General features: G+C 52.8%; 20 protein-coding genes. 1 reads left to right on the top strand and 19 read right to left on the bottom strand.

Features of this window, described 5'->3' with window-relative positions; genetic code table 11:
- Positions 1-322: 322 nt before the first annotated feature.
- On the bottom strand, positions 323-709 hold the full coding sequence (locus A8O25_RS01490; protein ID WP_066829777.1) for a hypothetical protein: 387 nt from the start codon (positions 707-709) through the stop codon (positions 323-325).
- A 27-nt stretch (positions 710-736) separates the two neighbouring features.
- Positions 737-1,123, bottom strand: coding sequence for a Co2+/Mg2+ efflux protein ApaG (gene apaG, locus A8O25_RS01495; RefSeq protein WP_066829780.1), 387 nt, complete (start codon positions 1,121-1,123; stop codon positions 737-739).
- 108 nt (positions 1,124-1,231) lie between these two features.
- Between apaG and ung the strand changes: the two genes are divergently transcribed.
- A complete protein-coding gene (gene ung / locus A8O25_RS01500) occupies positions 1,232-1,894 on the top strand; it encodes a uracil-DNA glycosylase (protein ID WP_066829783.1) in 663 nt (220 codons plus the stop codon).
- A gap of 54 nt (positions 1,895-1,948) precedes the next feature.
- On the opposite strand, the gene A8O25_RS01505 is transcribed toward ung, so the two are convergent.
- The 17 genes from A8O25_RS01505 to pyrE form a co-directional block, all read right to left on the bottom strand.
- Positions 1,949-2,671 carry a class I SAM-dependent methyltransferase gene (locus tag A8O25_RS01505; protein ID WP_066829786.1) on the bottom strand — a complete coding sequence of 241 codons (723 nt, stop codon included), beginning with the start codon at positions 2,669-2,671 and terminating at the stop codon, positions 1,949-1,951.
- Between the two features lie 108 nt (positions 2,672-2,779).
- A complete protein-coding gene (locus A8O25_RS23465) occupies positions 2,780-3,460 on the bottom strand; it encodes a polysaccharide deacetylase family protein (protein ID WP_206598637.1) in 681 nt (226 codons plus the stop codon).
- A gap of 17 nt (positions 3,461-3,477) precedes the next feature.
- Positions 3,478-5,307 (bottom strand): glycoside hydrolase family 9 protein, encoded by a 1,830-nt coding sequence (locus A8O25_RS01515; protein WP_066829789.1) that lies wholly within the window; start codon positions 5,305-5,307, stop codon positions 3,478-3,480.
- Positions 5,308-5,466: 159 nt separating this feature from the next.
- Positions 5,467-6,561 carry a signal peptidase I gene (gene lepB / locus A8O25_RS01520; RefSeq protein ID WP_066829792.1) on the bottom strand — a complete coding sequence of 365 codons (1,095 nt, stop codon included), beginning with the start codon at positions 6,559-6,561 and terminating at the stop codon, positions 5,467-5,469.
- Positions 6,562-6,571: 10 nt separating this feature from the next.
- Positions 6,572-7,288, bottom strand: coding sequence for a 4-hydroxy-tetrahydrodipicolinate reductase (gene dapB / locus A8O25_RS01525; protein ID WP_066829795.1), 717 nt, complete (start codon positions 7,286-7,288; stop codon positions 6,572-6,574).
- Position 7,289: 1 nt separating this feature from the next.
- Complete coding sequence (locus A8O25_RS01530; protein ID WP_066829798.1) at positions 7,290-7,937, bottom strand: DUF5683 domain-containing protein; 648 nt, start codon at positions 7,935-7,937, stop codon at positions 7,290-7,292.
- Positions 7,938-8,849 (bottom strand): ParB/RepB/Spo0J family partition protein, encoded by a 912-nt coding sequence (locus tag A8O25_RS01535; RefSeq protein WP_066829801.1) that lies wholly within the window; start codon positions 8,847-8,849, stop codon positions 7,938-7,940.
- Between the two features lie 20 nt (positions 8,850-8,869).
- Entirely contained in the window at positions 8,870-9,649 is a 780-nt protein-coding gene (locus tag A8O25_RS01540) for a ParA family protein (protein WP_066829804.1), read from the bottom strand.
- Between the two features lie 8 nt (positions 9,650-9,657).
- A complete protein-coding gene (locus tag A8O25_RS01545) occupies positions 9,658-10,338 on the bottom strand; it encodes a metal-dependent hydrolase (RefSeq protein WP_066829807.1) in 681 nt (226 codons plus the stop codon).
- A 790-nt stretch (positions 10,339-11,128) separates the two neighbouring features.
- Positions 11,129-12,964 carry a membrane protein insertase YidC gene (gene yidC / locus A8O25_RS01550; protein ID WP_066829816.1) on the bottom strand — a complete coding sequence of 612 codons (1,836 nt, stop codon included), beginning with the start codon at positions 12,962-12,964 and terminating at the stop codon, positions 11,129-11,131.
- Between the two features lie 16 nt (positions 12,965-12,980).
- The gene (locus A8O25_RS01555; protein ID WP_066829819.1) at positions 12,981-14,603 is read right to left on the bottom strand and encodes a CTP synthase; all 1,623 of its coding nucleotides are present in this window, start codon (positions 14,601-14,603) and stop codon (positions 12,981-12,983) included.
- A gap of 308 nt (positions 14,604-14,911) precedes the next feature.
- Positions 14,912-16,378, bottom strand: a complete 1,467-nt coding sequence (locus A8O25_RS01560; RefSeq protein ID WP_066829823.1) for a glycogen-binding domain-containing protein — start codon at positions 16,376-16,378, stop codon at positions 14,912-14,914.
- Positions 16,375-17,316 carry an aspartyl protease family protein gene (locus A8O25_RS01565; protein WP_153042546.1) on the bottom strand — a complete coding sequence of 314 codons (942 nt, stop codon included), beginning with the start codon at positions 17,314-17,316 and terminating at the stop codon, positions 16,375-16,377. Before A8O25_RS01565 ends, A8O25_RS01560 begins: the two co-directional genes overlap by 4 nt.
- Positions 17,317-17,632: 316 nt before the next feature.
- Positions 17,633-19,327 (bottom strand): asparagine synthase B, encoded by a 1,695-nt coding sequence (asnB, locus tag A8O25_RS01570; protein WP_066829827.1) that lies wholly within the window; start codon positions 19,325-19,327, stop codon positions 17,633-17,635.
- Between the two features lie 305 nt (positions 19,328-19,632).
- Complete coding sequence (gene ltaE / locus A8O25_RS01575; protein WP_066829829.1) at positions 19,633-20,658, bottom strand: low-specificity L-threonine aldolase; 1,026 nt, start codon at positions 20,656-20,658, stop codon at positions 19,633-19,635.
- Positions 20,659-21,013: 355 nt separating this feature from the next.
- Positions 21,014-21,511, bottom strand: a complete 498-nt coding sequence (locus A8O25_RS01580) for a metallophosphoesterase family protein (protein WP_066829832.1) — start codon at positions 21,509-21,511, stop codon at positions 21,014-21,016.
- 336 nt (positions 21,512-21,847) lie between these two features.
- On the bottom strand, positions 21,848-22,486 hold the full coding sequence (gene pyrE, locus A8O25_RS01585; RefSeq protein ID WP_066829835.1) for an orotate phosphoribosyltransferase: 639 nt from the start codon (positions 22,484-22,486) through the stop codon (positions 21,848-21,850).
- Between the last annotated feature and the right edge of the window lie 45 nt (positions 22,487-22,531).

Here is a 22,531-nt window from a genome sequence, read left to right on the forward strand (position 1 = left end):
TGTTCCTTTACCTCCGTTGAGCAAGACAGAAGATAAGAATTCAACCCGTTTTAAAGATGACACTCCTGCCTTAGCTATGCGCGCCCCCCTACTGGTGAAAGATGAACAGGAAATTGGAACTATGCGCGTATTACATTTCACGGGTGGGTTTTCTATTTATTCCTTACATATTGATGAGATGAAAAGAGAAGCACCCAAGCAAGCGGCTTGACTTCTAATAGGTGGGGAAACCATACAAAGGGTTTGCCCCAGCAGAGAAACTAATTTTACAAGTGCTGCCAGAGTGAGGTATTTCCTGGCTACCGCATAGCCAAACGTCCTTCTAGAGGTTTGCCTTTTCCCTGGCCAGACCCAGATAGCCGGTGGTGAGGCCAAGGGAGGTGCCCAGTTCCAGAACAGTGGCGGGTTGAAAATGGTTGGCCAGCCTGAACAGCAACTGCCCCAGACGGGCCGGTTTGGCCGCGGTGCGGGCAATGTCTGCCACTTTGCGTTTTCTGGTGTTTTGGGTATGGGAGCCGGCCCCAAAGTCAGTGACGGCCAGCTCTGTCTGGTCTTGCAGCAGCTTTTCTCTGAGGGCCTCTACCTTGTCATAGGCCAGAAAATGGCCGTTGTGGTGAATGATAAAGCAGTAGAGATTGAATACAAAAGGGGAGTGCAGGCCATGTGCATTCCCTGAACGCCACCAGAACGAGGCGTACCTGTAAACCATAGCGGCCTGTTGCAACAAGAGCAGTGATTAGTTAAGCTTGTAAGGAACAATTAAGGTGAACTCCGGAATGGACACGTAGAACTGACGCCCGTCTACCAGGCGCTCCATGAGAAACGTGCCCGCCATTTTACCAATGCTGGTCTTAAGGTTGCAGCCAGACACATACTGGTGGCTCTCGCCGGGTTCCAGCACCGGTTGCTGCCCTACCACGCCTTCGCCCTCCACTTCGCGCACTTCATTGTTAGAATCATAGATGTGCCAGTGGCGGCGTAACAACTTTACCGTAAATTCGCTGTTGTTCTCTATTGATATCTTATAGGCGAACACAAAGTGCTGCTGGGCCGGACTGGAGTAGTCAGGGAGGTAGTTCGTGGTAACGTGAACGGTTACTCCTTGGGTTGTTTTCGTATCCATGCGTGCCTTTATTTGGTATAAAGAAGAACAGCCTATCTGGTAAATAAGTTTAGCCAGCCGGATTCTTGCTTAAAATTACACAGAAAACCATTAACATGTCACCTCTCTATGCAGGTAAAAATTGAAAGCAGCTGGCAACAGGTCCTGCAAGACGAATTTGAGAAGCCTTATTTTCAGGAGCTCATCCAGTTTGTAAAGTCAGAATATGCCACTACAGAAGTTTATCCGGCTGGTAAAAACATTTTCCATGCCTTTGAGGAATGCCCGTTTGACCAAGTGCGGGTGGTCATTCTGGGCCAGGACCCGTACCACGGCAAAGGGCAGGCCAACGGGCTGGCATTCTCGGTGAGTGAAGGAATCAGAACGCCTCCCTCTTTGCTTAACATATTCAAAGAGATAGAGGCAGATTTAGGGAAACCCATTCCGCGCAGCGGAAATCTGGAGCGATGGGCAGAGCAGGGGGTGCTGTTGCTGAATGCCACCCTTACCGTACGGGCCCACCAGGCGGGTAGCCACCAGAAGAAAGGCTGGGAAGAGTTTACTGATGCTGTGATCAAGAAGGTGTCTGACCTGAAGGAAAACGTGGTGTTCCTGCTGTGGGGGGCTTATGCCCAGAAGAAAGGCCAGATGATTGACAGCCAGAAGCATCTGGTGCTGAAAGCGGCCCACCCCTCACCGTTTGCGGCAGACAAAGGGTTCTTTGGCACCCGGCATTTTAGCAAGGCCAACGCCTATTTAAGAGGGCACGGCCAGCCCGAGATTGACTGGTAGCCTGGGTTTCTGTTTTGGGGCTGTTTTCTGAAAAACAGCCCAAAACAGAAACTGTTATTTTATTCCGCCAAAGGCGGCAAAGCAGGAGTTCTTGTGCAGGAGCTCCACTTGTTTGAATCCCACCTTACGTAAGAGGTCCAGTTGAAAAGTAACAGAACGGGGCGAGTCTTCCTTTTCAATATAGGCCAGCACGTGGTTTCTGTAGTCCAGGCCGCCCACGCTGGTAAGATAGTCACCGTAGCGTTGCCACATGAGCTGGTCAATCTGGGGAGTGGCCTGCACCACCAGGTCAGAGATCCAGAAGGAGCCGCCGTCTTTCAGGCTGTGGTACAGTTTCCGGAACACAAATTCCCAGTCTTCTTCTTCCCGCAGGTGGTGCAGCACCGCACCGGCCAGAATCACATCAAACGGCTTTTCAGTAAGCGGCACTTCCCTGATATCTCCCTGTAGGGCCTTTACTTCACCCCTGGTTTCTGCTTGCACCCGTTGCTGCGCCCTCTGCACCATGGGCCGGCTCAGGTCAACCAGCGTGCAGTTCAGGTGCGGGAGTTTAGATAGCATTTTCAAGGTGAAATTACCGGCGCCACAGCCAATATCCAGCAGGTGCCGGGCATGCGGTGTAGCATATTGGGCCGCCGAGGTTATCAGCTCCAGACACAAGGGGGCGTCTATGGTAGACAGCTGCCCGGTCTCTAGGTTGGAGAAACGTTCTATCTCCTGATCAAAACGCTGTTCTATTTCTTGCACGGTTGACTTGGCCGTAAAAGGGGCTGCCATAGGTGTGAGTGGTTGGTTCTTTTAGGCCGAAAAGGTAAAGGTTTCTTTGCCGGAAGAAAAGGGTGTTTCTGGCTTCTTTTTCAAAAAACAGCTCTAAACAAGCGTTGGCTAGGGAAGGAGTTCGCGCAGCGGGACCAGTTGGTAGCCGCGCCTTTTGAGCTCCTGCAGCAGAAAGTCCAGCTGGTGGTACAGTTTATCTGTCCTGGCCGGATCAGTACCCAGGTGCATCAGCAGCAGAAAGCCGTTGAGGCCGTGTGGATCTTTTTCTTCCCGCTCCCAGATAGAATCCAGAATGGTTTGGCTGGAGCGGTATTGCCTGCCCAGGCTGGGGTAGGTGTAGTCTGCGTGCGAAAGGGTGCCGGAGGTGTAGTTGATAAGGGTGAAGCCTGCCTCTGTGGTCCAGTTAGCAATCTGCTGGTTGTACCACTCATAGGGGGGCAGAAAGAAAGGGGCTTCTTCTTTGGCGACCCCAAAGCGCGCCATTTCTGCATAATTGGCCCTAAGATCTACCATGAACTGGCGCCTGGAAACCAGCAGGGAGTCCCGCTTGCCCCAATCTGCGTACAGCAGGTGCCGGTCTGAGTGGGCCCCCAGGTAGTGCCCGTCTTTTTTCAGGCCTTTAATAACGGGTGCAAAACCGGGGTTGCGGTAAAAGTCTCCGGTAAGAAAGAAGGCCGCCGGTACGTGGTGCTTTCTCAGGGTTTTTCTGATGACCGGGTAACCATCTGCAAACTCATGGCCGGTGAAGACCAGCGCCAGCTGTTTTTGCGCGGTGTCCCCCCTGACTATGGCCCCCTGGTACCGGGTTACTTTTTTTTTATTTTCCTGACTTTGCCTTTCTCTTTGCCTTCCATCTGGAGTGAGGAGAGCAGAAAGCTGAGGCTGGCGGTGCCATCCATGGTGGGTTCATTGGTTGAATAGTCGCCGTGGTCATCATGGTACACCGCCAGATTAGACTGATAGGCGGCAAACTCGTCTTCGGCATCTAGTTTCAGCCCTTTCAGGTTCTTGAAGATGCTGTTGTACACAGGACCGTCTACCAGGCCTCCCGCCAGCTTATAGCCCATGAGCAGGGAGAGGGAGGAGTGGGGGGAGTTGGGGAACTCACCACTCTGGGGCAACCCTACCACCATGCTGGTGCCCCAAGGGTTCATCCCAAACAGCCAATCCCGCAGTGCCGCCTCCATCTCCACATACCGGCGGTCACCAGTAAGTTGGCGGTACAACACCGCCTGGGTTACCAGGCCCGCCACCAGATTGTTAGAGCACCAGATAAACGGTACCCCCATGTTAAAGGCATTTTTTCTGCTGCGCCTGAAAACCGCCTCCAGCCCGTTGCTCAGGTTGCTGATGAACTCCTGCCGTATGGCTTCGTCTTTAGAGGCGCCCAGGTAGAAATGGCCCAGGTTGATGAACGGGTACCATTGGTAATGGCGGGCGGTGTCTTTGCCCAGCCAGGGGGTCTGCGGCTCCTGTCTGCCAAACTCGGCGGCTTTCTCCAGAAATTCGGTGGCACCGGTCTGGTGGTACAGTTGTACGGCGGCCAGTTCCATGTCATCTACCCAGTTGTCTTCCTCATAAAAATAGGGGGCTCTGCCGGGGGCGGTCTGGCTCACGCCGGGTCTGGCCAAACCAAACTCATACGCCTGCCTGGCTTTGGTCTGGAGCAGCTGAGCGTACTCAGGGTAGTAATCGGCCAGGAGCTGGGCGCCCATGCTGAAAGCTGAGGAAAATTTGCCGGCCGTGGAGGCCACCCCGGTAGAACGGTTTTTGTACTGGAACGCCCCCTGCGGTTTGTCAGAAACTACGTACACCGGCCGGCCGTTGCCGGCGCCTTTGCCATAATTCACCCGGTCATAGATAGGCAGCCGGTAGCCGGTGTGGTCGCGGTCATCTGCAATCTGGTTGAACATGAGGTCAGGCTTGGGGTACATTTTCAGGAGCCAGTCCAGTCCCCACTTTGCCTCATCTAAAATGTCTGGCACCCCGTTGCTGCCGGGCAGGCCGTTGTCAAAATAGTTGTCCCCAAAGGCCTTGGGGTTCTGCTGGTAGGCAAACAACATCTGGAATACGGCATTGGCCGAGGTGGTCACATACTGCAGGTAATCTGAGGCGTCATGCCAGCCGCCACGGGCATCAATGAAGGTGGAGTCCACCTTCGGGTCTGGGTGAAACACCACAAAGCCGTCTTTGGTATGGCAGGAGTCTCTGAAGAAAGGGTTGAAACCGCAACGCTGCTGCCGCATGTAGTGCAGCACATAGTCTGCGGTGTTATCATACACGTCTGGGCTTACCCTGAATTTAGGGGAAATAGCCCCGCCGGCTTTAATGAAGAAATTGCCGGTCTTCCTGAATTTGGAGAAATCCAGGCGGTAGGTATTGGTAAAGGCGGCATACGGGCCAAAATCTTTAGACTGCTTCCCTTTGAAGACTTCCTTGCCCGTGATCACGTCATGCACAGTAAAGTTGTTGCCTTTGAGCGGTTCTTTGCTGGCCAGTACGGCTATTTTGGTGGAGGTAGGCAAATACCCCATCTGGTTGATCCTGACCCAGCTCTTTAGAGGAGCCGATTGGCCAAGTGCCAGGGAGCCGTTCAGGAAAACAAGCAATAGGAGAAGCGGGACAATTCTACGCATGGAAAAAGGTTTCTAGCGGGGCTAATTTAACTTTTCTTCCGTTTCACGGAAAGAAGAATATGCAAAACGCCAGCTTGGGGCTGGCGCTCTGCTTTAGTAGTAATTGGGTAGTTTCTGTTTTTGGCCTGTTTTTACAAAAACGGCTCCAAAACAGGGATATTATTTGATACCCATGAAAATTCTGCTCCAGCGAATCTTATCAAAGAACCCGGCATTAGGGTCTGCTGACATCCAGACCAGAACGGCCTTGCCTACCACATGGTCTTCAGGCACAAAACCCCAGTAGCGGGAGTCTAGGGAGTCATGGCGGTTGTCACCCATCATCCAGTAATAATTCTGCTTGAACGTGTACTGGGTAATGGCTTTGCCAGCAATGGTGATGCTGCTGTCTGTGACTACCACGTTTTCATTGCCTTCATACTTCCTGATCACCATTTCATACAACGGAATGGTTTGGGCGTTGATCTGGACTGTCATGCCTTCTTTGGGTACCACAAAAGGACCGAAGTTGTCTTTGTTGTAGGGGTACATGCTGGGCTTGAACGGGAACACGTCTGGCTGCGCCACACTGTCTTTCCTGATAATCACATTGCTGATGAACTCAAAGCCTTTGAGCTGCTGGGCAGTCTCTGGGGAAGTGTTCACCACGTAGCCGGCCCCGCCGTACAGTTCCTGAATATCAGTAATGTTGTTTTCTTTAAAGAAGTTGGGGTTCAGGGGCGTCTTGGTGAGCAGGAAATACGAATACTGTACTTTCTCCGGCTCAGGGACCAGCTTGTCATTGATGTACACCTGCAGGTCTTTCATCTGGATTTTGTCACCGGCAATGGCAATACAGCGCTTGATGTAGTTGGTACGGAGGTCTACCGGGTGCTGCTCTTCTGGCGGGAAGTTGAACACGACCACGTCATTGTTCTTCACCTCAGAAAAGCCTGGCAAACGGTAAGACGGCAGCTGGATGGCATCTGAATAAGACGGGATATTGGTGCCCCAGATGGTTTGGTGGGTGAGCGGTACCTGCAGCGGTGTTTTTGGGGTTCTGGGGCCGTAGTGCAGCTTGCTCACAAACAGGTAGTCTCCCACCAGCAGTGACTTCTCCATAGAGGGAGTGGGAATGGTGTAGGCCTCAAAGGTAGCCCACCTGATCAGGGTGGCCGCTACAACGGCAAACAGAATGGCGTCTCCCCATTCCCGCAAAAAGCCTTTTTTCTGTTTAGGCTGTTTATTCTCTTTCGTCCAAAAACGGATGCTCATGTGATCTTTTTTAAAGTTCCAGCAGGTCAGGCATTCCAAAGATGCCCTGGCGGCCCGGGAGCCATTCAGCGGCCAAAATGGCGCCGGCGGCAAAACCTTCTCTGCTATGGGCTATATGGTGTAGCTCAAAGGTATCGTTTTCTGAGGTGTATTGCACAATATGCGTCCCAACAACTTCACCCTCCCGCTCAGATTCAATCCCCAGCATTTCAGGGTTGTGGGTAGCGTTGTTCACCCAGCCTTGTTTCTGAGGGTAATGCGCCATAATGCCATCAGCAATGGTCAAGGCGGTGCCGCTGGGCTTGTCTAGCTTGTGAATGTGGTGAATCTCTTTCACCTGCACCGCATACTCGGGGTACCGCTGCATTTTTTTCGCCACATATTCATTAAAATGGAAGAAGAGGTTCACCCCAATGCTGAAATTAGAAGCGAAAAAAAGTGAGCCTTGGGCGGCCGCACATTGCTCAGTCACCAGGGGCAACTGCTCCAGCCAGCCCGTTGTACCCACCACTACGGGAATTCCTTTTTCAAAGCAGGTGAGAATATTGGGTACGGCGGCGGCCGGGCTGGTGAACTCAATGGCCACATCTACCTGTTCTGCCGTGAATTCCTGTAACCGGTCTGCGTCTTCTATGGTCAGGGTGCCTACAATCTCATGCCCTTTGGCCTTGGCCAGACGCTCAATTGTTTTCCCCATTTTACCGTAGCCAATCAGAAGGATGCGCATGTTATCTGTTCAAGTTAATTTGTAAGGTAAGGCCAGCCGCATAAGAAGAGGAGTGGGCCACTTGCTGCATTCCCGGGGTAAGCCGGAAAGAAAGGTCGTCTCCCACGTCAAAGCCCTTCAAGTGTGCGTGTACGTGGGCCTCCATCACGTTCAGGCCCCAGGCCAGCACCCCCAGAATGATGTCAAGGTCCCGGTATTTCCTGAAAAAGTCGCGGCTTCGCTGGAGATTCCTGTCACCCTGGTCGTTGGGCAGCCCCTGGGCGTACAGTCCCTGGTTGGCGTATTGGTCTATGGTATTGGGGTCACCGTCAAACCGCACTCTGATTGCTTTGGAAAAGCCCTGGTACTGCCTGTTGTTATCATAGATGAAATACCCAATGACAGCCCCAGTAGCATAGATCAGAGGAATTTTCCAGTAGCTCTTGTTGTACGCCTGCCCTAATCCCGGAACCACCAGAGAATAGAATGCTGCCTTGGCTGGCCTACTCCAATTCTTAAAGCCTTTTTTCTGGGTGGTATCTATGGCCACCGTGGCGGGAGTGGCCACCACTACAGAATCTGGTCCGGCGGTTACCACTTGCGCCTGGGCGTGGTAGGCCGTTCCAAGAAGAACTAGTACGAAGGAGAAAAGTGCCGCCCAATGCCGCATTTATGAGTAATTTAAAATTTCCAGAATCCGGTTCAACTCATCTACAGACACAAACGGGATCTTGATTTCCCCTTTGCCCTCTGCAGAGGCTTTCACTTGAATACGGGTTCCGAAATAGGATGATAGCCTTGTTTCTACCCGCTTCACTTCATTCTCAAACGGATGCAGGTCTAATTTGGTCTGCGGGTCTGGCTTTTTGTTTTCCTGGTTGATCTTGCGAACCAGCTCCTCCACCTTGCGCACTGAGAGCTCCTCGTTCACAATTTTGCGGTACACCTCCAGCTGCTTCTCCACATCATCAATGTTGATCACGGCGCGGGCGTGCCCCATAGAGATCATGTTATCCCTGATCCCTATCTGTATGTCTGGCGGCAGTTTTAGCAGGCGCAGGTAGTTGGTGACTGTGGTGCGCTTTTTGCCTACCCGGTCACCCAGCTCCTCCTGCTTGAGGTTACACTCTGAGAGCAGGCGCTGGTAGCTGAGGGCAATTTCAATGGCATTGAGGTTTTCCCGCTGAATGTTCTCAATCAGGGCCATCTCCAGCATCTGCTGGTCATCAGCTTTTCTGATGTAGGCGGGAATAGACTCCAGACCGGCCAGTTTAGCGGCTTGAAAACGGCGTTCCCCGGAGATCAGCTGGTATGCCTCTGCGTTGAGCTGCCTTACCGTGATAGGCTGAATGATGCCTTGAATTCTTATAGACTCGGCCAGTTCCTCCAGCGCCACCTGATCAAAATGGGTACGCGGCTGAAAGGGGTTGGTCTCAATCTGGGTTAATTTTATCTCTGCGATAGTATTGACCTCATGAAGGGTAGAAGAATCAGACTTTCGTTGTTCATAGCCGCCAGAGATCAGGGCGTTCAAGCCCCTTCCCAATCCGCCGGCTTTCTTTTTGGCTGAATTATCAGACATGTACTTTTCTCTTTCTAAAATTATTGGGCAACGGCCACCCCGTTTTTCTCTACAATCTCACGGGCCAGGTTCAGGTAGCTAATGGCTCCCTTGCTCTCTGCGTCATGCAGAATGGCCGGCACCCCAAAGCTGGGGGACTCACTCAACTTCACGTTACGGGGTATAATGGTGTCAAACACCATCTGCTGGAAGTGGGTTTTCACTTCTTCCACCACCTGGTTAGACAGGCGCAGGCGCACGTCATACATGGTCAGTAGCAGCCCTTCAATCTCCAGGTCAGGGTTCAGGCGTGACTGAATGATCTTAATGGTATTGAGAAGCTTGCCCAGCCCTTCCAGGGCGAAGTATTCACACTGCACCGGTATGATAACAGAGTCTGCGGCCGTAAGTGAGTTCACTGTGATCAGACCCAGCGAAGGGGAGCAGTCAATGATGATGAAATCATACTTCTCCTTGAGCGGCACCAGCACTGATTTCATTTTCTCCTCCCGGTTGGGCAGGTTGATCATCTCAACCTCAGCGCCCACCAGATCAATGTGTGACGGGATCAGGTCCAGGTAATCAATAGGGGAGGTGAGAATGATCTCCTGCACGCTGGTCCCGTCTACCATGCACTCATAGATGCTGTTCTCAATATCTTTCGGGTCAAACCCGATGCCGGAGGTGGCATTTGCCTGCGGGTCAGCATCTACCAGCAGGGTTTTAAATTCTAAAGCGGCTAAGCTGGCTGCCAGGTTGATCGCTGACGTGGTTTTGCCCACGCCGCCTTTCTGGTTGGCAACGGCAATAATTTTTCCCATTCTACAGGTTACAGTTCAATAGTTTGACCAATCTCCATCAAAATCAACTCCTTCTGCTGGCGCCTTGCAAGCTCCAGCGCTTCAATATGATCAATCTCTATATAAGGGAAGGTGTCATAATGCATCCCTATGATCTTTTTTGTGTTCACGTAATTGGCCGCCACCAGGGCGTCTTCTACATCCATGGTGAAGTTGTCGCCTATGGGCAGAAAGGCAAAGTTCACGTGGTACCGGTCGCCAATCAGTTTCATGTCTAGGGTAAGGGCGGTGTCACCGGCAAAGTAGAAGGTCTTCTCTGCGCTTTCTACCACGTACCCGCCGGCAGTACCGGCGTAAGAACCGTCTGGCAGGGAGCTGGAGTGAACGGCGTTCACCATCTTCACCGTCCCGAAGGGCAGGTGTACCTTGCCGCCGGTGTTCATGGGGTGTACCTTCTCTATGCCCTTGTTCTGGTACCAGCTCACAATCTCAAAATTAGCCACCAGCGTAGCCCCGGTTTTCTTCAACAGATACTCGGCATCTGCCACATGGTCTGCGTGGCCGTGTGACAGCAGGATGTAGTCGCACTCAATCTGATCCAGATCCACCTCAGACGCCAGAGGGTTAGGGGTGATGAAGGGATCAAACAGCACCCTGGTGCCGCCCAGATCGCACAGAAAGCAGGATTGACCGTAATATGTAATTTCCATAATCTTCGTGCTGAATTGACTTTTTGCCTGCACTTTACAGTTCAAGCTTGCACAAAGATAACGCTTTTTACATACACTTTTCAGCGCCAATTATCAACACTTTGCAGGTATTTATCCCCATTTTTTGGCGAAGATATTTGCCGGGCCAGAAGAAGCGAACCGGTTCGCCAGCCCCCGGGCCAGCACCCCTTCCCCTGCTTTCCAGGGGGGAGAATGGCTGCTGTCAGTACGCTGAGCGCCCTTGGCCCAGCTCCTGGATAAGAACGCCTAACCCACTAAAAAAGTCTTCCCAACCCTTAACTTTAGCACGGAAGTGGTGCTGGCGACGGTGGTTCTAGATCCTGTTTTTGGCGTGTTTTCACAAAAACAGGCCGAAAACAGGGAAGGGCTCTGGCAATTCAGCCCGTTGCTTTAATACAGGCTTCTCAGCGCAGGCTAAACGGGCAGCGTAAGTTTCTGGCGAAGCGGGGTTTGAAAGGCTGAGCCCCGCCATAGCGGGAGAAAAGGGTAAAGTCAGGTTCCTGTGATTTTGTTTGGCCGCGCACAAGACTGATCTAAAATGGCCGCCCCGCGCAGGAGGCTTAGCCGGTCCCAAGATCGTGGTTTGGGGCTGATATCAAAAAACTAGCCCAGAAACGCCACTCAGAGGTTCTTGCACTTCTTGCCGGTGCATGCCTTGGGGTGGCGTGAAGGATCACTCCTCCTCCCTGCAATCACAAAAGAGCAGGAAGGGCCTGAAACAGCAAAACCCGGCTGTAAGGCCGGGTTTTGCTGTTTTAAAGTGGCACGCTTATTTGCCGCCTTTCTTACGTTTAGATTCCTGCTCTGCGGCGGCCTTCATGGCATCCTGTAAGCGTTTTTGGAAACCTCCCTTCGGCTCTTTGCCTTTGTTTTTCTCATGGTAATCGTCCAGGTTCTTCCGGATCTTCTGGTCATCTACAAAGTATCTGATCAGGGCCTGCTGGCCAAAGGTGACAATGTTGGAGACAAAGTAATAGAAACTCAGACCGGCCGGGAAGCTGTTCAACACAAACATGAAGATCACCGGCATGAGGTAGGAGTAGAACTTCATGGGCCCTTGCACGGTGCTCACCTGGTTGTTGGACCATGTGTACAGAATGGTGGAGGCCGTCATCAGGAGGGTAAACATGCTCACGTGGTTGCCATAGAACGGAATGGTGAACGGCAGCTTGGCAAACACGTCATACGTACTCAGGTCATGGGCCCACAGGAACGGCTCCTGCCGCAACTCAATAGAGTTGGGGAAGAAGTTGAACATGGCAAACAGGATAGGGATCTGGAGCAGCATAGGAATACAGCCGCTCATGGGGTTTACGCCCATCTTGCTGTACAGGGCCATGGTTTCGGCCTGCGTCTTTTGCATATCCCCCTCGTTCTTCTCTTTAATGGCGTCAATCTCAGGCTTCAGCACCTTCATCTTGGCCATAGAAACGTATGACTTGTAGGTCAGCGGGCTCAGGATCAGCTTAATGTACAGCACCAGTAAAATAATAATGATACCGTAGTTGCCAATGAAGTCTTCCAGGAAGTCAAAGGCCGGAATGATGAGCAGCTTGTTCACGTACGCGAAGATACCCCAGCCCAGTTCCAGGTTCCGGTCAAAGTCATCAGTCACATTCTTCAGCACGTCATAGTCATTGGGGCCGAAGAAGTAGGTGAAGTTGGCTTTGCCGCTTAACGCATCCTGGATAGGAATGTCAAGTTTAGACTTGAGCGTTTTCACCTGGAGGGTGTCTTCCGGACGGAAAGAGCTTTCCACTTCCACGTTCTCAAAGCGGTTCTGGGCAATGATGGCGGCGGTGAAGAAGTTCTGCTTGTTGGCTACCCATTTCACGGGCTCCTCCAGTTTCTCAATCTCAGGGTCAGTGGCGCTGGCAGAAAGCTTGTCAAAATCCCCCTCCACAGTCAGGTAGTTGACGGTAGAATGGTTGCGGTTCTGCTTGATGTCCTGCTCCAGGCGCTTCAGCTCATCTGTCCAGGTAAGGGTGATGGGCTTCTGGGCCACCAGTTGGTCCATGCCCCTGAAGTTTAGCTGATAGTCTACCTCATAAGACAGGTCCCGTAGAACATACACCTGCTCAATTACCTGGCCGGGGGCCACCTGGGCGGTAAAGGTCACCTTTTTAGCCGGGGCATTGTCAACGGTGGCTGAGGCAACCCCAGAAGGTTGGAAGTTCAGGTCAGACAGACGGACTGTTTTGCCAGAGGCCGTCTGAAATGAGAAAACCTGCTGGCTGCTCTCGGTGTCAAACAGGATAAGCGGCTTCTGGTCCCAGGTTTTGTAGTCTTTGAGTAGAACCTCTTCTACCTTGCCGCCCTGGCTGCCCAGGGTTACCCGCACCACTTCGTTCTCCAGCACCACCTGCTGGTTGGTGCCGGTGGCCAAAGAGGCGAACTCCCCCAGTTGGGAGGCACGTTGCGCCGTGGCGATAGAATCATTGAGGGGAGTGGCAGCTGCCGTAGAATCTTTACCGGCCGCCGCTCCGGTAGTGGTTGTGATAACTGGCTCAGCCGCTTGAGGGGCTGGTCCGTCCATGAAGAAAATGCTGTACATCAGTATCAGCACGGCAATCAGGCCCAAGCCTATTGCTTGATTTTTATCCATATTGACTTCTAAGTGGTTATTTGTTTTTATTTTTTGTGTAGGTGATGGCGGCTTTCACAAACCGCACAAACAGCGGGTGCGGGTTAAGCACGGTGCTTTTCAGCTCTGGGTGGAACTGCGCGCCCACAAACCAGGGGTGGTTCTGCAGCTCAATCACCTCCACCAGCCCGGTGTCTGGGTTCACGCCAGAGGCCACCATGCCTGCTTCTTCAAACGCCTGCAGAAACTGGTTGTTGAACTCGTACCGGTGGCGGTGGCGCTCAGTGATGTGCCCTTTGCCGTAAGCCTGGTAGGCTTTAGAACCCCGCTTCAGGTCACAGGCATAGGCCCCCAGGCGCATGGTGCCGCCTTTCTGGGTGATTTGCTTCTGCTCTTCCATCATGTCAATCACGGCATGGGTGGTTTCAGGGTTCATCTCTGTAGAGCTGGCGTCAGGGTAGCCGAGCACGTTGCGGGCAAACTCTACGGCTGCCGTCTGCATGCCCAGGCAGATCCCAAAGAACGGAATTCCCGCCTCGCGCACAAACCGGATAGCCTCCAGTTTTCCTTCAAAGCCGCGCTCCCCAAAGCCGGGGGCTACCAGCACGCCGTCCATGCTCTCCAAGTGCATGTGCACGTTTTCATGCGTGATGAACTCAGACTGGATGAACTTGAGGTGCACCTTGCACTCATTGAAGGCGCCGGCGTGGATAAAAGACTCAATAATTGATTTGTAGGCGTCTGGCAGTTCCACGTATTTCCCCACCAGGGCAATGTTCACCTCCTCGGTTGGGTTTTTGAGGCGGCCCAGAAACTCTTTCCAGCTGTCCAGGTTGATCTCCTGGCGGCTGGTCAGTTTCAGTTTCTTGATCACGCGCTCGTCCAGCTTCTCTTTTTTCATGAGAAGCGGCACATCATAGATGGTTTCAGCGTCTAGCGACTCAATGACCGCGTTGGGTGCCACGTTGCAGAACAAGGCGATCTTGCGGCGCATTTCAGCGGGAATGGAGTGCTCAGAGCGGCAAACCAGAATGTCTGGGTTCACGCCAGACTCAGACAGCGCCTTTACAGAGTGCTGGGTGGGTTTGGTTTTCAATTCACCGGCGGCTTTCAGGTACGGGAGCAAGGTCAGGTGAATGACCACGCTGTCACTGGGGTTGAGCTCCCAGCGCAACTGCCGTACGGCTTCAATGAACGGAAGGGATTCAATATCACCTACGCACCCGCCAATCTCTGTGATGACCACGTCAAACTCACCACTCTGGCCAAGAAGCAGCATGCGGCGTTTGATCTCGTCTGTGATGTGGGGTACCACCTGCACGGTTTTTCCCAGGTAGGCGCCCTGGCGCTCCTGGGTAATGACGTTGTGGTAAATGCGGCCGGTGGTGACGTTGTTGGCCTGCGAGGTGGGGGCGTTCAGGAAACGCTCATAGTGCCCCAGGTCCAGATCTGTTTCAGCACCGTCATCGGTTACATAGCATTCGCCGTGCTCATAGGGGTTGAGCGTGCCGGGGTCAATGTTAATGTAGGGGTCAAATTTTTGGATGGTTACAGAGAAACCTCTCGCTTGCAGAAGTTTAGCCAAGGAAGCAGAGATGATGCCTTTCCCGAGAGAGGAAGTCACACCCCCCGTAACAAAAATATATTTAGCAGAAGCCATAAGTAGTGTTTGTCTTATGGACTGCAAAGTTACTGTAAATAATTAGAACGGCAGGCAAAATGTTTGGGAACCAACAGGAAATAAAGCAGCGGAGCCCGTATAGGGCTGTTTCTGAGCTGTTTTTCTGAAAGTAGCCCGAAAACAGAAAGTACAGGTTTCCTTTATTTCCGCAGGTCACCCTATTATGGTTGTGGCCCCCTGGTACCAACTCTGCCGCTTTCACAAGGCCGGTTGGATTTTTCTGTTTTGGGGCTGTTTTTTAGAAAACAGCCCCAAAACAGAAAAAACGAAGAGCCCGCCAGGCAGGGCTATTGCTCTATCCAGAGAATGGAGTTGCCGGTGTTATGCTCATTCTGCTCCCACAGCTTGTTCGCGGGGTCTAAGATCCAGTTACCGTTCACCACAAACTTGTAGCGGGTTTTGCCGGGGGAGAGGTGCACCTGGAACACCCACTCGTTGTCTTCGCGCCGCATCACAAAAGACTCTGGGTCCCAGTTGTTGAAGTCGCCGGCCAGGGTCACTTTTTTGGCATTGGGGTAGCCTTTGAGCCGGAACGTGTAGTTGGGCTGAATGATCAGGTAAGAGTTTCCGCGCTCGCCCCCCCGGTTGGGGTTGGCTGGGTCTGCAATCATTTTGCCGTCTACCTTGAATTTATAGGCGTAATTGCCGGGGCCCAGGGTGTAGGGGATCTCCCAGCCGGTTGCGGTTTTGCTGAGGAAGAGCTCATCTTCGCGCCAGCCGTTAAAGGAGCCGGTGAGCACCACTTGCCGGGCGCTGGGGTAGCCATGCAGCTTGAACAGGTGCGGCTTGCCCAGCCGAATGACGGAGTTGTACTGCCCAAACTCATTGGGGTATTTGTTCGGGTTGGAGGGGTCTTCATACCAGCTGCCGTCTACAATAAAGCGGTAGGTGTGGGTGCCTTCGGCTAAGTAAAGGGGCAGCTCCCAACCGTGGGGGGTCTTGACAAGCAGCAGTTCCCGCTCACGCCAGTCATTGAAGCTCCCGGCCAGGTAGACCCGTCTGGCATTGGGGAACGAGGGCAGCCTGAACAGCCAGTTGGTTTTGTAGAAGACAGAGTTGGTGTTGCCGCGCCCGTCATTCTCCCGGAGCTGGTTGTCTGGATCAATGAGCCAATTCCCGTCTACCACAAACTTATACCAGTATTTGCCGCTTTTAAGGGAAACCGGGGCAATCCAGCCGCTGTCGGTTTTGGTCATGGGCAGGGCCTCTGGCGCCCAGTTGTTGAAGCTGCCGGCCAAGGTCACTTTTCTGGCCTTTGTGAAGTTGCGCAGGAAGAAGGTGACCGTGGAGTTGGTGGCCGGAAAGGGGTCTTTGCCTTTAAACCGGTTGTACCCGTACCTGATATCTGACCGTACCGCCGGAAAAAGGGCCGCTATGGCCTTGAGGTCCTGGGAAAGGTTCATGCGGTCTAGCGAGCTATTGATGCTGCCGGCACCAGACATGGGCTTGCTGAGGAGCACACGGTTTGGATCATTGGCCTCCAGGTGCCAACCGGCCGCGCGCAGGGAGTCAGCCCTGTTTTCTCTGAGTAAAGTTTTAAGGCCAAGCTCTTTCAGGTCAAACTGGGTGATAAAGCTGTCTAGCGCGGTGGTTCTGATCTGCTTGCTCAGCTCAATGTACATTTTGCCCTGCTTCACCGTGTATTTCTTCTCCGGGTTCTGCGCAAGGGCCGCCAAGGGCATTACCACCAGGAGCAGCCAGAAGAAGCCGCCCCGGCAGAACTGCCGTTTGTATGTTTGCCACCTGCTGCTCATTTGAATAGGTACATTTTATTCGTCACAAAATTAAAGCCCACTTTGCGTTCTGCCAGGAAACTGTAGCCAAGCACCCCGTTCACGCACCCGTTATAGGTGAAGCAGGTCTTCTCAAAATTGGTGATCAACACATCCATGGCCCCAAAGCTACGGTTCCCAATCACCAGATTGTCTAAAGAGCCAAACAGCGCCTCCACTTTTTTGTTCCCGGTTCCCGTTAGCATGACCCTGCGGGAGATGGCTACGCTTTCCAGAATCTTGTCTGGCAGCCTGCTGTCCAGCAGGTTGGTCTCTGCGCCGCTGTCAATAATGAACTCAATTTTTTTGCCGGCCACCTCTGTGCTGGTGACTATTTTGTTGTCTTTGAAGTAAATGGGAACCTCGTGAAAAGCGGCCGTGTCTGAGAGGTGGGCGCTTTTAAAGGTCTTTGCTTCTTTTTTACTGATCAGTTGCAGGTACAGCAGGTTGTTTTCATAATCAATAATCATTTCAAACCGCTTGAATAGTTCCATGCCCAGCAGCCCCAGTATTTTAACCCCTTTGGCATTCTCCAGGTGCCCCAGGTTTGTGAGGTGGGCCTTGGAGCGCAGGTACTTGAACGGACCCATGGTAAATTTTTTCACCCAGGTGCTGGCCACTGCCTGGGAGGTGCCCGTGACGCTGGTCTGCTCTGCCTGGCTGGAGCGGGAGATGGGGTACTGCCTGAAATAGGTGATGTTCAAAACCAGATGGGGGGCCCCGGTGTCTAAGATAAAGTTGCCCACGGTGGTGTCTGCGGTGGCCTTGATCAGAATCAGGTTGCCTGCCCGGGTAAAGGGAATCACCGCCGAAGAGGAATCTGACTCCATAAAAGGCTCCAGCAACGCCTCCATGTCCAGTACAGGTTCACCTGAATACCGTGCCGCCGGGGCGGAAAAGGTAGTGTCAGGGGGAGGCACAGCGGCACCGGCCGCCTTTGTTGCCAGCAGCAGCAGTACTAGGAGAAACCAAGACCGGGGTGATATTTTGCCCACGAACCGCCTTATAATCTTTCGTTTTACATCTAAAGGTAACGGTAGTGAGGCAAAAAAGAAATACCTGTTTCTGAGGTGAAGCAGCAGAGGTGTTTCCCCTCCTATAGAATGGTGAAATGCGTTTTAGGGCTGTTTTCCCAAAAACAGCCCTAAAACGCATTTGCGGGAAGTACGCAGCAGACTGAAAAGCAAAAGCCCCACCTGCTCAGGCAGGTGGGGCTTGTTAGGCAATGATGGGAATTTATTCGGCCAGGGCCGCCACTTCCTTTTTCTGGTAGGCATCTGCGTGCACGTTGGCCACGGCTCTGCCAGAAGGGTCATTGAGGTTTTTGAAAGAGGCATCCCACTCCAGGGCCACCGGGGTGCTGCACGCCACAGACGGCACTGACGGTACAGATAGTGCCGCCGCGTCACTGGGGAAATGCCTGGCGAAGATACTTCTGTAGTAATACTCCTCCTTGCTGGCCGGGGTCTGGATGGGGAACCGGAACCGGGCATTGGCCAACTGCTCATCACTCACCTTCTCGTTCACCATCTCTTTGAGGGTGTCAATCCAGCTGTAGCCCACGCCGTCTGAGAACTGCTCCTTTTGGCGCCACGCCACGCTGGCGGGCAGATAATCTTCAAAGGCCTTTCTCAGTATCCATTTTTCCATGCGCTCACCGTTGATCATTTTGTCCTGGGGGTTGATGCGCATGGCCACATCCATGAACTCCTTGTCCAGGAACGGTACGCGGCCCTCAATGCCCCAGGCGGCCAGTGATTTGTTGGCCCGAAGGCAGTCATACATGTGCAGTTTGTCCAGTTTCCGCACCGTCTCCTCATGAAGGGCCTGGGCGCTGGGGGCCTTGTGGAAGTAGAGGTAGCCGCCAAAAATCTCATCTGAACCTTCGCCGGAGAGCACCATCTTGATGCCCATGGCCTTGATGGCCCGTGCCATGAGGTACATGGGCGTTGACGCCCGCACGGTGGTCACATCATAGGTTTCCAGGTGGTAGATGACATCTTTGATGGCGTCAATCCCCTCCTGAATGGTGAATTTGATCTCATGGTGCACCGTGCCAATGAAGTCAGCCACTTTCTGGGCCGCCGCTAAATCTGGGGAACCTTCCAGGCCTACGGCAAACGAATGAAGCTGAGGCCACCAGGCGGCTTCCTCGTCATTGCTCTCTATGCGTCTCTCTGCGTATTTCTTGGCAACGGCTGACGTGATAGAGGAGTCCAGCCCGCCGGAGAGCAGCACGCCATACGGCACATCACTCATCAATTGCCGGTGCACGGCCGCCTCTAACGCCTCCCGGAGCTCCTGGATGTTGGTTTCATTCTCTGCCACATTCTTGTATTCCATCCAGTCACGGTCATACCATTTCTGGAAGCCCTCTTCTTTGCTGGAAAGATAGTGGCCCGGCGGGAACAGCTCAATTTTGGTGCAGCGGCCCTCCAGGGCTTTGAGTTCTGACGCCACAAAGAAGGTGCCGTTCTGGTCCCAGCCAATGTACAGCGGGATGATGCCCATGTGGTCACGGGCAATGAGGTACTCGTTGTTTTCAATATCATACAGCGCAAACCCGAAGATGCCGTTCAGCTCGTCTAAGAATTTGGCCCCTTTTTCTTTGTAAAGCGCCAGGATCACCTCGCAGTCAGACTTGGTCTGGAAGTTATAGGCGTTGGTCAGTTGGTGGCGCAACGCCAGGTGATTGTATATTTCGCCGTTGGCGGCCAGCACCAGGCTGCCGTCTTCACTGAACAACGGCTGCTTCCCGGAGATAGGGTCTACAATAGCCAGGCGCTCGTGGGCCAGGATGGCTTTTGCGTTACTGTACACGCCGCTCCAGTCTGGCCCCCGGTGCCGAATGCACTTTGCCATTTCCAATACCTGGGGACGCAACGCCTCAGGAGACTCTTTTAAATCAAAAGCACAAACAATTCCACACACAGTACTTACATTTTTAAGGTTCGTTTAACAAATATCGTATAAAATGTTTACAAACAAAGTGAATTTCACAAACATATTAAAAATATGTTGCAAATAATTTAATGATACGGGATAGGGTTGGTTCTGTTCTGATACGTTGAACAAAGGGTGATACAGACGTAGGCGAGCGAGTAGGGAAAAAGGTGGTATTGGAAAAGTTGAAAGGAGGGGGACAGGTGCAACTTATAGGTGCTGTAGATGTTTATTGTCTTTCTGTTTTGGGGCTGTTTTTCTGAAAACAGCCCAAAACAGAAAGTAACAGTAGGCTAAGCTTTAAAACTGGTAACCACCTGTATAAGCCTGGCCACCATTTCCTGGGTAAGGTCTAAATGGGTTACCATTCTGATCTGCTTAGGCCCGAAGGAGGAGGCTAAGATGCCGTTTTCCTTCAGAAACTCTAAGTAGCGGTCATTGTTGACCTCTGGAGCCAGGGTGAAAATAATAATGTTGGTTTCTACCGGCATCACCTCTGTCACATAGGGTGCCGCCTGCAGCGCGGCACCTAGCTGGGCGGCCCGGTCATGGTCTTCCTGCAGGCGGTCAATGTTGTGTTGAAGGGCGTAGAGTCCGGCTGCCGCCAGGTAGCCTGCCTGCCGCCAACCGCCCCCCAAGGCCTTGCGTACCCGTTTGGCCTGCTCTATCAGAGGCTTGGGGCCCAGGAGCAGAGAACCCACGGGGGCGCCCAGCCCTTTGGAGAGGCAGACCGAGATGGTGTCAAAGTAGCGGCTGTAGGTTTCTGGAGCATCGCCGGAGGCGGTCAGGGCATTGAACACCCGGGCGCCGTCCAGGTGCAGCGCCAGCCCGTGCTGTTTGCACACCTCTGAAATGGCCGCAATCTCTGGTAGGGTGTAGAACGAGCCGCCGCCTTTGTTGGCGGTATTCTCTAAGGAGACCAGCCGCGTGACCGGATAGTGTATATTGTCTGGGTTAATGGCGGCGGCCACCTGTTCTGCCGTTATCTTACCCCGCACCCCCTCAATCAGATGCACTGACGCCGCTGAGTTAAAGGCAATACCGCCCACCTCGTATAAATAGACGTGGCTGGTGCGTTCGCAAATGACCTCTGTGAGCGGCTGGGTGTGCAGTTTTATGGCAATCTGGTTGGTCATGGTGCCAGAAGGGCAGAAGAGGCCCGCTTCCATCCCGAAGAGGCTGGCCCCGTACGCCTGCAGCTCCAGTACCGTTGGGTCTTCACTGTACACATCATCGCCCACGGGCGCCTTGAACATGGCTTCCAGCATAGCAGGCGAAGGTTTGGTGACCGTATCACTCCGGAGATCAATCAAGTTCATGTGATTTTTATTCTGGTAAGGGTTGAGATTGTAAAAATAAAAACTTACTTTTGCGATTCAATTTTAAATATTGACCGATGGCAGTTACCAGATTAAAAAGAAAAGACCGCAAGAATAAGGCAAGACAGAACAACAAAGTGCGTGTGATTAAGCAGTTGTTGTCTACTCCAGTGATCAAGAATGTTGATGTGGAAGAGCTGAAAGCCCGTTTCACAAGCGCTCCAGCCACGGCTGCGGCTTCTGCTGAGTAATCCCGCGTTTTTTCGTTCGCCTACTGCCTTTCGGCAAACTGCACGCGCTTACTCCTGAACAGAAAGATACATGGAAAGTGTAACCACAGCGGTTACACTTTTTTTTATGCCCGGTTACCAAGCTCAATGGCTTGTAGCCGGGTTACTCTACCGCCCTCAACGGCAAACTTGAGCATTGTCCTGATCTTATGGAAACCGTGCCATCCGGCGGCGCCGGGGTTCAGGTGCAGCAAATTGCCGTGTTTAGGGTCTGTCATGACCTTTAAGATGTGCGAATGCCCGCAGATAAACAACCCCGGCGGGTTCTCTTTGATCATGGCCCGCACCTCTGGGGCATATTTACCGGGGTAGCCGCCAATATGGGTCATGAGAACCTCCAGGCCGTTGCAGTCAAACCTCAGGTTCTTTGGGTACAGGTGCCGTATGTCAGCGGCGTCAATATTGCCGTACACCCCCCGCAGGGGAGCCACCTGTGACAGCCGCTCAGAGACTTTTACCGCACCAAAATCGCCGGCATGCCAAATCTCATCACAGCCCTCCAGGTGCGCCAGAATACGGTCATCTACATAGCTGTGCGTGTCTGAGAGAAGGCCAATCTTCATTTGGATTTGGAATTGAGAATGGGGAATTAAGAAAAATGATTACCCTAATTAGGTACTTCTATGTAGAGTTGACTCAATAGATGGAGGACTTTCTGTTTTGGGGCTGTTTTCAGAAAAACAGCCCCAAAACAGAAAGTGAGATATAAGTACGTAGACAAATTTAATTATACATTTTGCCATCTTAGAAATATCCTGGAGGAGAACTCAAAAGCGATAATTAGCAAGCTGCTACCGTTCGCAACCGAGATCCTGTCAGGATGGCAAAGAGAAAGAATATATGCTAATTTCTGTCTCCTTACTTAATTCTTGATTCCCCATTCCTAGTTCTGAATTAATTTAAATTCCCCACACCTCTGGGGCCTGGCGCCACTGGCGCAGGGTCTCAATGGCGTCTGGCGAGATGTAATGCCGGGCGGCGGCGGTTTCAAGGAGAGAGCTGTAGTTGCTCAGGCACAGCAGCGGGATCTGCGCCTCTGCAAAATTCTGGTCTGCCTGCGGAAAACCATAGGTGAAAATGGCGGCCATGCCTATCACCTGGCCGCCGGCGGCCGCAACGGCTTTGGCGGCTTTCAAAGAGCTTCCGCCGGTAGAGATCAGGTCCTCAACCAGCACCACTTTTTGGCCTGCTTCCAGTTTTCCTTCAATTTGGTTGCCCATTCCATGGCTCTTTGGCTCAGGACGCACGTATAAATACGGCAGTTCCAGCAGGTCAGCCACCAGGGCACCCTGCGCAATGCCGGCGGTGGCTACCCCGGCTATAGCCTGCACCTCTGGATACTGGGCCTGAATGGCCTGTGCAAGGGCTTTTTTAATGTAAGACCTTATATGCGGAAAAGAGAGCGTGACGCGGTTGTCACAGTAAATGGGCGAGTTCCAGCCGGAACTCCACTTGAACGGTTGTTCTGGGCGCAGGCGTACCGCTTGCGTCTCCAGCAGGTAAGCCGCTATCTGGGCGGCGGTTTCTGTCTGTGGCATGGGCGAAAATACTCAAAACACTTTAATCTTTCCGGCCAGACTTGC

The sequence above is a fragment of the Rufibacter ruber genome (assembly GCF_001647275.1).
In the GTDB taxonomy this organism is placed as follows: domain Bacteria; phylum Bacteroidota; class Bacteroidia; order Cytophagales; family Hymenobacteraceae; genus Nibribacter; species Nibribacter ruber_C.

What these genes read in the sequence shown, in the direction of transcription:
- A8O25_RS01490 (WP_066829777.1), bottom strand. Translation starts at nt 709, where the DNA reads ATGGTTTACAGGTACGCCTCGTTCTGGTGGCGTTCAGGGAATGCACAT.
- apaG (WP_066829780.1), bottom strand. Translation starts at nt 1,123, where the DNA reads ATGGATACGAAAACAACCCAAGGAGTAACCGTTCACGTTACCACGAAC.
- ung (WP_066829783.1), top strand. Translation starts at nt 1,232, where the DNA reads ATGCAGGTAAAAATTGAAAGCAGCTGGCAACAGGTCCTGCAAGACGAA.
- A8O25_RS01505 (WP_066829786.1), bottom strand. Translation starts at nt 2,671, where the DNA reads ATGGCAGCCCCTTTTACGGCCAAGTCAACCGTGCAAGAAATAGAACAG.
- A8O25_RS01515 (WP_066829789.1), bottom strand. Translation starts at nt 5,307, where the DNA reads ATGCGTAGAATTGTCCCGCTTCTCCTATTGCTTGTTTTCCTGAACGGC.
- lepB (WP_066829792.1), bottom strand. Translation starts at nt 6,561, where the DNA reads ATGAGCATCCGTTTTTGGACGAAAGAGAATAAACAGCCTAAACAGAAA.
- dapB (WP_066829795.1), bottom strand. Translation starts at nt 7,288, where the DNA reads ATGCGCATCCTTCTGATTGGCTACGGTAAAATGGGGAAAACAATTGAG.
- A8O25_RS01530 (WP_066829798.1), bottom strand. Translation starts at nt 7,937, where the DNA reads ATGCGGCATTGGGCGGCACTTTTCTCCTTCGTACTAGTTCTTCTTGGA.
- A8O25_RS01535 (WP_066829801.1), bottom strand. Translation starts at nt 8,849, where the DNA reads ATGTCTGATAATTCAGCCAAAAAGAAAGCCGGCGGATTGGGAAGGGGC.
- A8O25_RS01540 (WP_066829804.1), bottom strand. Translation starts at nt 9,649, where the DNA reads ATGGGAAAAATTATTGCCGTTGCCAACCAGAAAGGCGGCGTGGGCAAA.
- A8O25_RS01545 (WP_066829807.1), bottom strand. Translation starts at nt 10,338, where the DNA reads ATGGAAATTACATATTACGGTCAATCCTGCTTTCTGTGCGATCTGGGC.
- yidC (WP_066829816.1), bottom strand. Translation starts at nt 12,964, where the DNA reads ATGGATAAAAATCAAGCAATAGGCTTGGGCCTGATTGCCGTGCTGATA.
- A8O25_RS01555 (WP_066829819.1), bottom strand. Translation starts at nt 14,603, where the DNA reads ATGGCTTCTGCTAAATATATTTTTGTTACGGGGGGTGTGACTTCCTCT.
- A8O25_RS01560 (WP_066829823.1), bottom strand. Translation starts at nt 16,378, where the DNA reads ATGAGCAGCAGGTGGCAAACATACAAACGGCAGTTCTGCCGGGGCGGC.
- ltaE (WP_066829829.1), bottom strand. Translation starts at nt 20,658, where the DNA reads ATGAACTTGATTGATCTCCGGAGTGATACGGTCACCAAACCTTCGCCT.
- A8O25_RS01580 (WP_066829832.1), bottom strand. Translation starts at nt 21,511, where the DNA reads ATGAAGATTGGCCTTCTCTCAGACACGCACAGCTATGTAGATGACCGT.
- pyrE (WP_066829835.1), bottom strand. Translation starts at nt 22,486, where the DNA reads ATGCCACAGACAGAAACCGCCGCCCAGATAGCGGCTTACCTGCTGGAG.